Here is a 13,248-nt window from a genome sequence, read left to right as displayed (position 1 = left end):
AGGCCTCGGCGCAATCCATCTAACCCATTGTCAAATAAAGATCTTTCGATAAAGCCCTTTACACGGATTAACCAATTGTTGGTGGTCATTTGTTAACAGGAGCCGTGCAACCTTCGGTCGATCTTAAGAGGCCTGCATGGTAGCGACACGAACGGACACTGGCACACGACTCGCCAACGCCATCCTGTTCCCCGTTGTGGGGCTGGTTCTGCTCGCCATCGCCTTCTCGGTGGCGCTGATCGTCTACACCTCGCGCTCCGCCGACATCGCCGCCCTCAACAGTGAACGGTCGCTCCTGAAGGGCAGTACCAATCTGCAGCTCGAGCTTCTGGCCAAGGAACAGGAGGGCGCAGCGGTCTGGGACCAGTCCTTCTTCTACTCGCGTCCCGAGACGCTGAGCACCGACTGGCTCGACAGCAATGTCGGCCTCTGGCTTTTCTCCAACTACGGACACGACCAGGCCGTCATTCTCGATATCCACGGACGCCCGATCTACAACTCCGTGCGCGGGAAACGGCACCCGGTCGAGGAGACCTCGGGTCTGCTGGAAGACATCGAGCCGCTCATTGCCGGCGTCCGCGCCCGCTTCATCGCCAGCTTCAACCGCCTGCCGTCCGGCCTCTACTACATCGAGCGGCCGCCGAGCGGCTTCACGCGGTCCCTGCACGAAACCGGCATGACGGTCTTCGAAGGCGTGCCGGCGCTGGTTTCGGTGACGGCGATCGGCCCCGAGCTCAAGCAGTTCCTGTCCGCCCGCCGCGCACCCGCGGTGCTGATCAGCCTGAAGAAGCTCGATCCCGCGCGGCTCCAGGGGCTGGCCGAGCGCTCCGGCGTGCGCGGCCTGCGGTCGGTTACCGACCCCGATGGCGCGTTCGCCAGCATGGAACTGCGCGACCCCCGCAACGCGCCCATCGGCTATCTCGTCTGGCAGGCGCAGAACCCCGGCTCCTCGATCCTCTACGGCGTCGGGCCGGTTCTGTTCTTCCTGGCCGCCACCATCGCCGGTCTCACTGGCCTGGTGCTCTACTACACCCGCCAGAACACCCGACGCCTTGCCGAGAGCGAGGCGCGCGCCCAGCATGCCGCCCTGCACGACAGCCTGACCGGCCTTGCCAATCGCGACTATTTCGCCACCAGTTTCCGCGAGGAACTGGCAAGCTGGCAGGTCGGCAAGGGGTTGCTCGGCGTCATCTACATCGACCTCGACCACTTCAAGGACATCAACGACACGCTCGGACACGCTGCCGGCGACGAGGTGATCCGCGAGGCGGCGCGCCGGCTGCGGGTATTGGTGCCGGAGGGCGCGACGCTCGCGCGCATCAGCGGCGACGAGTTCGCCCTGCTGCTGCCCGGCTGCGAGTCCCGCGAGCGCATCGAGCAGATGCTGAAGCGCATTCAGGACCGGTTTGCCGTGCCGATGTATATCGGCGGCAACCATCTGCATATCAGCCTCAGCGTCGGCGCGGCCATCGCCCCGCACGACAGCCTGTCGATGGGCGAGTTGCTCCGCAAGGCCGACATCGCCCTGTATTCGGCAAAGGCGGGCGGTCGCGGCCGCTGGGCGTTTTTCGATGCATGCATGGAAGAACACGTGCGCACCCGCGAGAACCTCGCCCATGCGCTGCGCGAGGCCATCACCAACAACAGGCTCGGCGTCGTCTATCAGCCGCAGACCACCATCGACGGCACCAAGGTCCTGTCCGTCGAGGCCCTGCTGCGCTGGACCGACGCGGAGATGGGCGTCATCAGCCCGTCCACCTTCGTGCCGATCGCCGAGGAAACCGGCCTCATCAATGATCTCGGCCTCTATGTGCTGCGCCGCGCCTGCGAGGACGCCGCCGCCTGGCCGCATCTGGGCCTTGCGGTCAATGTCTCGCCGACCCAGTTCCGCCATCCGCGCTTCATCGAGGATCTGCGCGACACGCTTGAGGCCTGCGGTTTCGAGCCGTCGCGGCTGGAGATCGAGGTGACGGAGTCGGTTTTCGCCGACAACGACATCGACATTCTCAAGATCCTCACCCAGGTGCAGGACATGGGTGTTCGGGTTGCCCTCGACGATTTCGGCGTCGGCTATTCGAGCCTCAGCTATCTGCGCCGCTTCCCCTTCGACACGCTGAAGATCGACCGCTCCTTCATCGCCGACCTGGAAGTCGCCCCGCATGCCCATGCGATCCTGTCGACGATCATCGATCTCGGCGAGGCGCTCGGCATGAAGGTGGTCGCGGAAGGCATCGAGACCCGCCAGCAGGCGATGATCCTGCAGCGGACCAATTGCGACCGCCTGCAGGGCTTCTACCTGTCGCGGCCCGTGCCGTCGGCGCGGATCGCCGAGGCGGAGGCGCGCCTGTCCGGCGAGAGCCAGGTGGCGATGTCGCTCAGGGCGTAAGCCGTCCGCGCAATTCCGCGTCCAGCCGGGCGATCGCGGTGAACGGACCGCCCGCCCCGGCTAGCGCCGCATCGATATCGCAGGTCGCTCGTCCGACCGTGCCGAAGCGCCGCATCACCGCATCCTCCACCCAGTGCCGCTGTTGACGCCGCCGACGGTGGTCGAGCTCTCCCGACGTCTCGAGCCGCGCCGCGTGGGCATCGCAGGCCGCGACAGCCTCGGCGATGCCCTGTTCCGCCGTCGCCGAGACCGTCAGCACCTCGGGCAGCGCCGCTCCCGCCGGGCGGGCCAGCGACAGCGCCCCCTGCACGTCGGCGGCCGCGCGCCGCGCCAGCGCGCCCATGTCCGCCTTGGTGACCAGCACCAGGTCGGGCAGTTCCATCACCCCGGCTTTCATGAATTGCAGACTGTCGCCCGAGCCCGGCTGGATGCACAGGGCGAGCGTGTCGGCGACATGGGCGACATCGGCCTCGGACTGGCCGATGCCGACCGATTCGACGATCACCCGGTCCATCACAGCCCGCATCAGGACGACGGCGGCGATGGCGTGGTCGGAGAGCCCGCCGAGCCGGTCCCGCGCCGCCATCGAGCGCACAAAGACGCCCATGTCCTCCGGATCGGTGGACAGCCGCGTGCGGTCGCCGAGCAGCGCCCCGCCGGTGATCTGCGAGGACGGATCGACGGCGATCACGCCGACGCTCTCGCCCCGCCCCCGATAGGCACGGATCAAGGCGTTGGTCAGCGTCGACTTGCCGACCCCCGGCGGGCCGGTGAGGCCGAGGACGCGGCCGCGCCCGGCCTGCACGGCCGTGTCGAGCAGATGCAGGAACGCGGGCTCGTCGCCATCGGTCTCGATGGCCGAGAGCGTGCGGGCGAGTGCCGCCTTGCCCCCGGCGGCAAGCTCTCCGATCGTCGCCGGCCGCCGGACCGCCATGGCCTCAGGCTGCTTTCTTCGCCTTCACCGCCGCCTGCGCCGCCGCCAGCCGGGCGATCGGCACGCGGAACGGCGAGCAGGACACATAGTCGAGCCCGACACTCTCGCAGAAGGTGATCGAGGCGGGGTCGCCGCCATGCTCGCCGCAGATGCCGAGCTTGAGGCCCGGCCGCGCCGCCCGGCCGCGGTCGGCACCGATGCGGATCAACTCGCCGACGCCGTCCTGGTCGAGCGACACGAAGGGATCGCGTTCGACGATGCCCATCCGCTGATAGATGCCGAGGAAAGACGCCGCGTCGTCGCGCGAGATGCCGAAGGCGGTCTGCGTCAGATCGTTGGTGCCGAAGGAGAAGAACTCCGCCGTCTCGGCGATCTCGCCGGCCCGCAGACAGGCGCGCGGCAGCTCGATCATCGTGCCGACCTGATAGTCGACGGTGACGCCCGTCTCCTGCGCCACCGCCTTGGCCATCGCGTCGATGCGCGCGCGCACCAGGTCCAATTCGGCCTTGACGCCGACCAGCGGCACCATGATCTCCGGCGTCACCGGCGCCCCGGTCGTCTTGCCGGCCGCCACCGCGCCCTCGAAGATGGCGCGCGCCTGCATCTCGGCGATTTCCGGATAGGTGACGAGCAGCCGGCAGCCGCGATGGCCGAGCATCGGATTGAATTCATTGAGATCCTGCGCCCGCTGCCGCAGCACCTCGCTGTCGACGCCCATCACCGCCGCCACCTCGGCGATCTCCTCCTCGCTATGCGGCAGGAACTCGTGCAGCGGCGGGTCGAGCAGGCGGATCGTCACGGGCAGCCCCTGCATGATCTCGAACAGCTCGGTGAAATCGCCGCGCTGCATCGGCAGCAGCTTGTCCAGCGCCGCGCGCCGGCCCTGCTCGGTCTCCGAAAGGATCATCTCGCGCACCGCGACGATACGTTCGCCTTCGAAGAACATGTGTTCGGTGCGGCACAGGCCGATGCCTTCCGCGCCGAAGCCGCGCGCCGCGCGCGCGTCCGCCGGCGTCTCGGCATTGGTGCGCACCGCCATCCGGCGATGGGTGTCGGCCCATTCCATCAGCCGGGCGAATTCGCCCGACATTTCCGGCTGCAGCATCGCCACCTCGCCGACCAGCACCTGGCCGGTGGTGCCGTCGATGGTGATGATGTCGCCCTTCGCGAGCTTGCGACCGGCGACCGTCAGCGTTGCCGTGCGATAGTCGATCCTGAGCGCACCGGCGCCCGAGACGCAGGGCTTGCCCATGCCGCGCGCCACCACCGCCGCGTGGCTGGTCATGCCGCCGCGCGTCGTCAGGATGCCCTCGGCCGCATGCATGCCGTGGATGTCTTCCGGGCTGGTCTCGACCCGCACCAGGATCACCTTGCGTCCCGCGGCCTTCGCCTCTTCCGCCTCGTCGGAGGAGAAGACGATGGCGCCCGATGCCGCGCCCGGCGAGGCCGGCAGGCCGGTCGCGATCACGTCGCGCTCCGCCTTCGGATCGATCATCGGGTGCAGCAACTGGTCGAGCGCTGCCGGATCCACCCGCATCACGGCTTCCTCGGAGGAGATCAGCCCCTCGTCGGCCATGTCGACGGCGATCTTCAGCGCGGCGCGCGCCGTACGCTTGCCCGAGCGCGTCTGCAGCATCCACAGCCGGCCGCGCTCGATGGTGAACTCCAGGTCCTGCATCTCGCGATAATGACCTTCCAGCCGGTCGCAGATCTCGGTGAACTGGGCGAACGCCTCCGGCATCGCCTTTTCCAGCGACAGCGCCTCGGAGCCGGCGGCGATGCGCGCCGCCTCGGTGAGATCCTGCGGCGTGCGGATGCCGGCGACCACGTCCTCGCCCTGGGCGTTGATCAGGAACTCGCCATAAAGCGCCTTCTCGCCGGTCGACGGATTGCGGGTGAAGGCGACGCCGGTGGCCGACTCCTCACCCATGTTGCCGAAGACCATCGCCTGCACGTTGACCGCGGTGCCCCAGTCGTTGGGAATGTCGTGCAGCCGGCGATAGGTGATCGCCCGCGCGCTTTCCCAGGACAGGAACACCGCGCCGATGGCGCCCCAGAGCTGCTCGTGCGGATCCTGCGGGAAGGGCGTGCCGAGTTCGTCCTCGACCAGGGTCTTGTAGCTGGCGATGACCTGCTGCCAGTCTTCGGCCGTCAGGTCGGTGTCGAGGTCGCGGCCGTGCTCGTTCTTGAACTCCTCGAGGATCTCCTCGAAGGCGTGGTGGTCGAGGCCCATCACCACGTCGGAATACATCTGGATGAAGCGGCGGTAGCTGTCATAGGCGAAGCGCGGGTCGCCGGCGGCGGCGGCCAGCGCCGGCACGGTCTCGTCGTTGAGGCCGAGATTGAGCACCGTGTCCATCATGCCCGGCATGGAGACGCGGGCGCCCGAACGGACCGAGACCAGCAGCGGGTTGGACGTGTCGCCGAAGCGGCGCCCGGTGATCCGGCCGACCTCCTCCAGCGCCGCGTCGACCTGTTCACGCAGCCCGTCGGGATAGGTCTTGTCGTGGGTGTCGAACCAGGTGCAGACCTCGGTGGTGATGGTAAAGCCTGGCGGCACCGGCAGCCCCAGATTGCTCATCTCGGCCAGGTTGGCTCCCTTGCCGCCGAGCAGGTTCCTCATTCCGGCAGAGCCCTCGGCCTTGCCGTCACCGAAACCGAACACCCATTTGGTCATGCCGCCTGCATCCTCTCGCTTCGGGGCTTGCACCCCGGAGGCGCCGGGCCCCGCGCTTGAGGTCGCGCGCGCCTCCCTTCCCGGATGCCCCTCCCCTTAAATGATGCAGTGCACGAAACAAAGGTTTTTTGCGCGCCCGCCCCCTTTCGTTATTGCCGCAGCCTATGGAGCCTCGCTTCCACCGGCCCGCGGATCCCATTGCCGGAGCGGCCCGCGCACCCCATATCGCGGGAGCGCCGCAAAGCCTGAGCCGGCTTCGCGGGCGCGCCGGGCGGTCGCGCTTGCAGGCGGGACATATTGCGGCCATCCTCGCACGCAAGATCATGCGGATGACTCGCCACATTCGCGCCAAGGCAGACACCCAGATCCAGACGCCGAGCTCAGGCGCCGGGTCAGGCACCCGGATCGGTGCAAAAGCAGGGGCATTGAGACACTCCGGATGACCACACGCCGCCTCACCCGTTCCGCCCGCCGCGGCAAGCTCGCCTGCAGCGTCGCGCTGCTGGCCCTCGTCGCCCTCGCCGCTCCCCAGGCCGTCGCCGAGACCCAGGCCCAGGCAATCGGCACTGTCACGGGAACGCCGGAAGGACTGCCGATCACCCTGAGCGGCAGCTATCTCGCCGGCCGGCTGGCGGGCCAGAGCAACGACATCGGCAATGCCGCCGCCTTCTTCGGCGAGGCGCTGCTGGTCGATCCGGGCAACCCTTTCCTGCTCGACCGCACCTTCGTGCTGAAGCTCGCCAATGGCGATCTCGCCGAGGCGCTGGAACTGGCGGAACGGCTGAAGGGCGAACAGGCGGACCACTTCCTTGCCGGGCTGATGCTGGCGGTGGAGGAGATGCGCGCCGGCAACTACGCCAAGGCCGGCGAATACCTGTCCGACGGCGGGCGCGGCCCGCTGGCGGAACTGGCCTCCGGGCTGATCTCCGCCTGGCTGCTTGCCGCCCGCGGCGAGACCGACGAGGCGCTGGCGCGGATCTCGCGGCTTTCCGGGCCGAGCTGGTACACCGTCTTCGTCACCTACCATTCCGGCCTGATCCAGGATCACGCCGGCCGCGCTGCGGAAGCGGAAGACAACTTCCGCGAGGCCTATGAGGCTGACCGCGGCGCCCTGCGAGTGGTCAACGCCTACGCGCTCTCGCTCTATCGCAATGGCGACAAGGACGCGGCACTGAAGGTGCTGGACGACTTCAACGCCATGCTGCCCAACCATCCGTCCCTGCTCGCAACCCGCAAGAAAATCGAGGCCGGCGAGACACTTGGCACCATTGTCCGGAGCCCCGAAGTCGGCGTCGCCGAGGTGCTGTACGGGCTGGGCGCGGCGATCGGCCGTGACGGCGGCGAGGAACTCGCCGCCACCTTCCTGCAGCTTTCGCTGCATCTCGACGAGGAGGCCGATGTCGCCGCCATCGCGCTGGCCGGCCTGTTCGATCGGATGGGGCGTTTCGAACGCTCCATCGAGGTGCTTTCGGGCGTGCCGGACACCTCCCCGCTGAAGCGCGATGCCGAGATTCAGGTCGGCATAAATTACAATGCGCTGGAGAACCTCGAAGAGTCCCGCGCCCATCTGGCGGCGCTGGTGGAGAGCGATCCGAGCGACCTCGACGCGGTCACCGCACTCGGCAACGTGCTGCGCTCGCACAAGCTCTTCGAGGAGGCCGAGGAGGCCTACAGCAAGGGCATCGCCACCATTTCCGAGCCGCAACCGCAGCATTGGACGATCTACTATTATCGCGGTATCTGCCGGGAAAGACTGAAGAAATGGGATCAGGCCGAGGCCGATTTCCGTCTCTCGCTGGAGCTGTCGCCCGATCAGCCGCTGGTGCTGAACTACCTCGGATATTCGCTTGTCGATCAGGGTCTCAAGCTGCCCGAGGCGCTCGACATGATCCGCAAGGCGGTGGAGCTGCGCCCGCGCGACGGCTACATCGTCGACAGTCTCGGCTGGGCCTACTACAAGCTGCACCGCTATGAGGACGCCGTCGTCGAGCTGGAGAAGGCCGTGGAGCTGCGGCCGCAGGATTCGGTGATCAACGACCATCTCGGCGATGCCTATTGGAAGGTCGGGCGCCGCCTCGAGGCGCGGTTCCAGTGGAACCACGCCCGCGACCTCGATCCGGAGCCCGAAGAGCTGCCGAAGATCCTGGAGAAGATCGAAAACGGCCTGCCGGAGCCCGGCGAGCCGCCCGCCGCCAAGGCCGAGCCGAAGCAGAACGGCGGCTGACGCCGCCATGTGTCCCCCCGCATCGACGGGCGGTTCCCCCAGCCAGTCCGGCGCCGGGTCGCAGGCGGACAAACCGGCGCCCACAGAGCCGGCCGCCGCACGGCTTGCCCGCGCCAAGCTGAACTACGCCCTGCACGTCACCGGCCGCCGCGCCGATGGCTACCATATGCTGCAAAGCCTTGTCGCCTTTGCCGAATTCGGCGACACGCTGTCGGCCGCCACCGGGGGGCCCGGCCTCTCGCTGGCGCTCGAAGGCCCCTTCGCGAGCGCCCTGTCCCCGCAGACACCGGACGGATCCGCCGGGGATAACCTGGTGCTGCGGGCCGTGCACGCGCTCGCCGAAAACCTCGGCGGAGGCCCTCCCGCCCTCGCCTTTACCCTCGTCAAGCGCCTGCCCGTCGCCTCCGGAATCGGCGGCGGCTCGGCCGACGCCGCCGCCGCGCTGCATATCGCCTTTGCGGCGATGACCGGCCGTCCGGCGGAGGCGGGCGACATGGCGCGGCTGGAAAAAATTGCGGAACGGCTCGGAGCCGACGTGCCGATGTGCCTGGCCTCGAAGCCGGCGCTGGTCAGCGGCACCGGCACCGAAGTCGCATCTCTTCCCCGCTTTCCGGGCCATGCGGTGCTGCTGGCAAATCCGGGCTTACCCGTTGCAACGCCTGATGTTTTCGCCCGTCTGGCCTGCCGCGAGAACCCGCCGCTCTCCCCGCTTGGCGAGAGCGATCTCGCCTCCTTCGACGCGCTGATTGCCTGGCTCGAGGGCACCCGCAACGACCTCGAAGCGCCGGCACTGACCGTGGCGCCGCAGATCGCCGAGGTGCTGGCCGCGCTGCGCTCGGCGCGGGGCGCCCGCCTTGCCCGCATGTCCGGATCGGGCGCGACATGCTTTGCCCTGTTCGCGGGGATAGAGGAGGCCGAGCGGGAGGCCCGCCGCCTCACTGCCCGTCATCCCGCATGGTGGGTGCAGGCCGCACCGGTCGCTGCGGTCGGCTGAGCGCCGGGCCGCGATATCCTCCCCGTCGCAAATCTTCTCCCGCGCGCCGTTTTTCGGAATGTCCCCGGCGCGCGATCGCGACAACACTTGGACAACCCGCGACACTCCGCTATCGCGTGGACCTGTTTTCCTCGCAGCCGGGAATCACCGCCGATGAGCGCCTTTGCCCTGACCGTCACCTGCCGCTCGACCCGTGGCATCGTCGCCGCCATCTCCACCTATCTGGCGGAGAACGGCTGCAACATCACCGACAGCGCCCAGTTCGACGACCGCGAGACCGGGAATTTCTTCATGCGCGTCAGCTTCAACAGCGAGACCGGCGCGACGCTGGAGACGCTTTCAAGCGGCTTCGCGAGCCGTGCCGAGGCCTTCGGAATGGACTTTTCGTTCCATGACGAAACGGCGCAAATGAAGGTTTTAATTATGGTTTCTCGGTTCGGGCACTGCCTGAACGACATTTTGTACCGGTGGCGGATCGGGGCGCTGCCGATCGATATCGTCGGCGTGATCTCCAACCATCTGGACTACCAGAAGCTGGTGGTGAACCACGATATCCCCTTCCACTACATCAAGGTGACGAAGGACAACAAGGCGGAGGCCGAGGCCCGCCAGATGGCGATCGTCGAGGAAACCGGCGCGGAACTGGTGGTTCTGGCCCGCTACATGCAGGTGCTGTCGACGCGCATGTGCGAGGAAATGGCCGGGCGGGTGATCAACATCCACCATTCTTTCCTCCCCAGCTTCAAGGGGGCGAACCCGTACAAGCAGGCCTTCGCGCGCGGCGTCAAGCTGATCGGCGCGACCTCCCACTATGTCACCAGCGATCTCGACGAGGGGCCGATCATCGAGCAGGATACGGTGCGCGTCACCCATGCCCAGTCGCCCGAGGATTACGTCTCGCTCGGCCGCGACGTGGAGAGCCAGGTGCTCGCCCGCGCCATCCACGCGCATATCCACCGGCGCGTTTTCCTCAATGGAAACAAGACGGTGGTCTTCCCGGCCAGCCCCGGCAGCTACGCCTCGGAGCGGATGGGCTGAGAGGATAACCAGCCCCGACGGGGCTGGTGCCGCCACGGGGACAACCTGCCCCGCGAAGGTCAGCGGGGCGGTTGCAAATTTCGAGACGGATTTTGCAAAAAACCGTCTCGAAATCGCTCAATTTCGAGAATCGCGTCTCAAAAACCTCAGTTGACGCGGGCGATGCAGAAATCGACCGCCTCGGCCAGCGCCTCGCGCTGCCCGCTCGCCGGTAATCCCCGCAGCGCCTCCAGCGCCTCGGCCCCGAAGGCACGGGCCCGCTCGACCGTCTCGGAGAGCGCCCCGGTCTCGCGCATGATCGCGATGGCCCGGTCGAGATCGCCCTCGCGCACGTCGCGCTCCTCGAGGCAGCGCGACCAGAATTCGCGGTCCTCCGGCTTGCCCCGGCGGATGGCGAGGATAACCGGCAGGGTGATCTTGCCTTCGCGCAGGTCGTCGCCGGTGTCCTTGCCAAGATCCGCGGCCGAGCCGCCATAGTCGAGCGCATCGTCGACGAGCTGGAAGGCAAGGCCGAGCGCCATGCCATAGGCGCGGGCATGGGCGCGGTCGGCGTCGGAGGCCCCGGCGATCACCGGGCCGACCTCGGCGGCAGCGGCAAAGAGCGCCGCCGTCTTCGCCTCGATGACCTGCATGTAGCGCTCTTCGGTGGTCTCCAGGTCCTGCGCCGCGCCGAGCTGCATCACCTCGCCCTCGGCGATGACGGCCGAGGCGCTGGCCAGGATCCGCAGCGCCTCCAGCGAGCCGACATCGACCATCATCTTGAAGGCCTGGCCGAGCAGGTAGTCGCCGACCAGCACGCTTGCCTGATTGCCCCACAGTTTGCGCGCCGCCAGCTTGCCGCGCCGCATGTCGCTCTCGTCGACGACATCGTCATGCAGCAGCGTCGCGGTGTGCATGAACTCGACGCTGGCGGCGAGGCCGACATGACCCTCGCCCGCATAGCCGAACATGTCGGCCATGGCGAGGGTCAGCATCGGCCGCAGCCGCTTGCCGCCCGACGAGATCAGGTGGCGGGCGATCTCCGGGATCAGCTCGACATTCGACCCCGCCTTGGACAGGATGAGCTGGTTGACGGCCTCCATGCCGCCGGCGGTGAGGTCGACCAGGGTCTGGATGCTGGCCGGTTCTGACCGGGTTTCGCGCAAGGGAACCACCACGCCCACGTTGAACAACCTCGTATAAGGTAAGAGACGGGCGGGACAATAGGTCCGCCCCATGCCCACGGCAAGCCGTCTTTCGCAAGAAGCACTGTTGACCAAACCGGCCGGATGCCGCACAGGCGGGGAGCCGGCAAAGGTCGCTTCGCGCGGTCCGGTCCTGTAAGCTGCGGCCCCCGACCGCCCAACGACCAAGGACGACATGGTTCCTCTGCTCAAGACCAACGATATGGTCCTGATTTCCTATGTCGAGGCGCTTCTGGACGAGGCCGGCATCGGCCATCTCGTGCTCGACGGCAACATGAGCATCCTGGAAGGCTCGATCGGCATCATCGCCCGCCGGGTGATGGTCACCGAGGACGACCTCGATGCGGCCGTTCGCCTCATGCGCGAGGCCGACCTCGCCCACGAACTGGACGCCGACACGCTGGCCCGCCACGCAAGGGCCGGCGGGAGCGAGGCCCCGTGAACGGCGACAGTCAGGCCTCGGCCGAGGTCGAAGCCCCGCCCGAACCGGAGTCCATCGCGCCGGAGTCCATCGCGCCGGAGCCCATTACGCCGGGACCTGTCGAGCAGGCCTTGCAGGAGAGCGCGGAGATCACCCGCGACGCCTTTCTCGGCGGACTGGTGCAGGTGCTGCAGCCGGCGCGCGGCGCCCACCGCGCCGGGCTCGACGCGGTCTATCTGGCTGCCGCCGTGCCCCCGGCCACGCGCGGGCGCGTCGTCGATCTCGGCTCGGGCGTCGGCACCGCCGGCTTCTGCCTTGCCGCGCGCCTGCCGGAGGTGGAGGTGGTGCTGGTCGACCGCGACCGGGCAGCTCTCGATCTGGCGCAGCAGGCGCTGGCCCTTCCCGACAATGCCGGTTTCGCGCCGAGGGTGACCATCCTGGAGGCGGACATCACTGCCCGCGGGCGCGAGCGCCACGCCGCCGGTCTGACGCCCGGCCTTGCCGACCATGCCATCGTCAACCCGCCCTATTATACGGATGGGCGCTTTCGCGCCTCGCCCGCCGCCCCGCGCGCCGGGGCGCATGTGCTGGACACGCGCGGGCTGGAGCCGTGGGTGCGGGTCGCCACCGACATCGTGCGCGAGGGCGGCACGCTGACCATGATCTTCCGCGCCGACGGGCTGGGCGAGATCCTGCACCTGCTGCCCGGCCGCTTCGGCGCCATCGACGTCATTCCGCTGCGCCCGCGCCCTGAGGCCGCGGCAACGCGCGTGCTGGTGCGCGCCGTGCGGGCGAGCCGGGCACCGCTGCGCCTCTTGCCGGGCTTCGTGCTGCACGAGGGCGCCGGCTCCGATTTCACTCCCGAGGCGCGCGCGATCATGCGCGACGGCGCCGGCCTGCCGCCGCCCCCGCCGCGCTGAGGGGACCGACGCCGACGGGGGGCCGATCCGTCAGTGGATCGGGAACTCCGCGTCGAGGATGCGCCAGTCGCTCGGCCCGATCAGGTCGCGATGGGAAATGCGCACCGAATGCAGCCGGCCCTCGATGTCGCGCTCCCAGAACCGCAGGAAGCGGCTGAGCTCGGGGAAGGTCGGCGCCTTGTCCAGCGTCTGCCAGAGGAAGGTCTGCAGCAGCCGCGGATGGTCGGGCATGTGATAGAGGATCTGGGCCGTGAGCAGGCCGTAGCCCTCGAGCTGGCGGGAAAAATCCGATGAGATCATGACCGGAACCTTTCGTAGCCTCTCCCTGCGTCAAGTGTCCGCATGTCACGGTTAATGGGGGGTTAACGGGGAGGTAACCCAAGCGTTCCGCCGCCAGCCATCGGCCTTGGCCCTAAGGACACCTGACAAGCCCGGCCTGCCCGCACTATGGTGCGGGAAACAGCCCGGCG

At 68.1% G+C, this 13,248-nt stretch carries 10 protein-coding genes; 6 read left to right on the top strand and 4 right to left on the bottom strand.

Annotated features, from left to right (window positions below; all coding sequences use genetic code 11):
• Positions 1–136 precede the first annotated feature (136 nt).
• Positions 137–2,386 carry a bifunctional diguanylate cyclase/phosphodiesterase gene (locus TSB10P1A_RS02720; protein ID WP_186386372.1) on the top strand — a complete coding sequence of 750 codons (2,250 nt, stop codon included), beginning with the start codon at positions 137–139 and terminating at the stop codon, positions 2,384–2,386.
• Here the strand turns inward: TSB10P1A_RS02720 and TSB10P1A_RS02715 are convergent.
• On the bottom strand, positions 2,376–3,320 hold the full coding sequence (locus tag TSB10P1A_RS02715) for an ArgK/MeaB family GTPase (protein ID WP_186386371.1): 945 nt from the start codon (positions 3,318–3,320) through the stop codon (positions 2,376–2,378). The two genes, TSB10P1A_RS02720 and TSB10P1A_RS02715, sit on opposite strands and share 11 nt — an antisense overlap.
• 4 nt (positions 3,321–3,324) lie before the next feature.
• The gene (gene ppdK / locus TSB10P1A_RS02710; protein ID WP_186386370.1) at positions 3,325–5,997 is read right to left on the bottom strand and encodes a pyruvate, phosphate dikinase; all 2,673 of its coding nucleotides are present in this window, start codon (positions 5,995–5,997) and stop codon (positions 3,325–3,327) included.
• Between the two features lie 439 nt (positions 5,998–6,436).
• Between ppdK and TSB10P1A_RS02705 the strand changes: the two genes are divergently transcribed.
• The 3 genes from TSB10P1A_RS02705 (at position 6,437) to purU (ending at position 10,253) form a co-directional block, all read left to right on the top strand.
• Positions 6,437–8,221: a tetratricopeptide repeat protein gene (locus TSB10P1A_RS02705; protein WP_186386369.1), complete on the top strand. Its 1,785-nt coding sequence runs from the start codon at positions 6,437–6,439 to the stop codon at positions 8,219–8,221.
• A 7-nt stretch (positions 8,222–8,228) separates the two neighbouring features.
• On the top strand, positions 8,229–9,215 hold the full coding sequence (locus TSB10P1A_RS02700) for a 4-(cytidine 5'-diphospho)-2-C-methyl-D-erythritol kinase (RefSeq protein WP_186386368.1): 987 nt from the start codon (positions 8,229–8,231) through the stop codon (positions 9,213–9,215).
• 153 nt (positions 9,216–9,368) lie between these two features.
• Positions 9,369–10,253, top strand: a complete 885-nt coding sequence (gene purU, locus TSB10P1A_RS02695) for a formyltetrahydrofolate deformylase (protein ID WP_186386367.1) — start codon at positions 9,369–9,371, stop codon at positions 10,251–10,253.
• 146 nt (positions 10,254–10,399) lie between these two features.
• Here the strand turns inward: purU and TSB10P1A_RS02690 are convergent, their stop codons facing one another.
• Complete coding sequence (locus tag TSB10P1A_RS02690) at positions 10,400–11,416, bottom strand: polyprenyl synthetase family protein (RefSeq protein ID WP_186386366.1); 1,017 nt, start codon at positions 11,414–11,416, stop codon at positions 10,400–10,402.
• A gap of 196 nt (positions 11,417–11,612) precedes the next feature.
• Between TSB10P1A_RS02690 and TSB10P1A_RS02685 the strand changes: the two genes are divergently transcribed.
• Both TSB10P1A_RS02685 and TSB10P1A_RS02680 read left to right on the top strand, forming a co-directional pair.
• Complete coding sequence (locus TSB10P1A_RS02685) at positions 11,613–11,879, top strand: DUF2007 domain-containing protein (protein WP_186386365.1); 267 nt, start codon at positions 11,613–11,615, stop codon at positions 11,877–11,879.
• A complete protein-coding gene (locus TSB10P1A_RS02680) occupies positions 11,876–12,778 on the top strand; it encodes a methyltransferase (RefSeq protein WP_208987000.1) in 903 nt (300 codons plus the stop codon). Before TSB10P1A_RS02685 ends, TSB10P1A_RS02680 begins: the two co-directional genes overlap by 4 nt.
• Before the next feature lie 30 nt (positions 12,779–12,808).
• On the opposite strand, the gene TSB10P1A_RS02675 is transcribed toward TSB10P1A_RS02680, so the two are convergent.
• On the bottom strand, positions 12,809–13,078 hold the full coding sequence (locus TSB10P1A_RS02675; RefSeq protein WP_186386364.1) for an usg protein: 270 nt from the start codon (positions 13,076–13,078) through the stop codon (positions 12,809–12,811).
• Between the last annotated feature and the right edge of the window lie 170 nt (positions 13,079–13,248).

Source organism: Stappia sp. TSB10P1A (genome assembly GCF_900185725.1).
Classification (GTDB): domain Bacteria; phylum Pseudomonadota; class Alphaproteobacteria; order Rhizobiales; family Stappiaceae; genus Stappia.
Note: the sequence above shows the minus strand (reverse complement) of the source record. Positions and strands in the feature narration are given on the sequence as shown.

Coding starts and splice junctions, on each gene's coding strand:
- TSB10P1A_RS02720 (WP_186386372.1), top strand. CDS start 137: ATGGTAGCGACACGAACGGACACTGGCACACGACTCGCCAACGCCATC.
- TSB10P1A_RS02715 (WP_186386371.1), bottom strand. CDS start 3,320: ATGGCGGTCCGGCGGCCGGCGACGATCGGAGAGCTTGCCGCCGGGGGC.
- ppdK (WP_186386370.1), bottom strand. CDS start 5,997: ATGACCAAATGGGTGTTCGGTTTCGGTGACGGCAAGGCCGAGGGCTCT.
- TSB10P1A_RS02705 (WP_186386369.1), top strand. CDS start 6,437: ATGACCACACGCCGCCTCACCCGTTCCGCCCGCCGCGGCAAGCTCGCC.
- TSB10P1A_RS02700 (WP_186386368.1), top strand. CDS start 8,229: ATGTGTCCCCCCGCATCGACGGGCGGTTCCCCCAGCCAGTCCGGCGCC.
- purU (WP_186386367.1), top strand. CDS start 9,369: ATGAGCGCCTTTGCCCTGACCGTCACCTGCCGCTCGACCCGTGGCATC.
- TSB10P1A_RS02685 (WP_186386365.1), top strand. CDS start 11,613: ATGGTTCCTCTGCTCAAGACCAACGATATGGTCCTGATTTCCTATGTC.
- TSB10P1A_RS02675 (WP_186386364.1), bottom strand. CDS start 13,078: ATGATCTCATCGGATTTTTCCCGCCAGCTCGAGGGCTACGGCCTGCTC.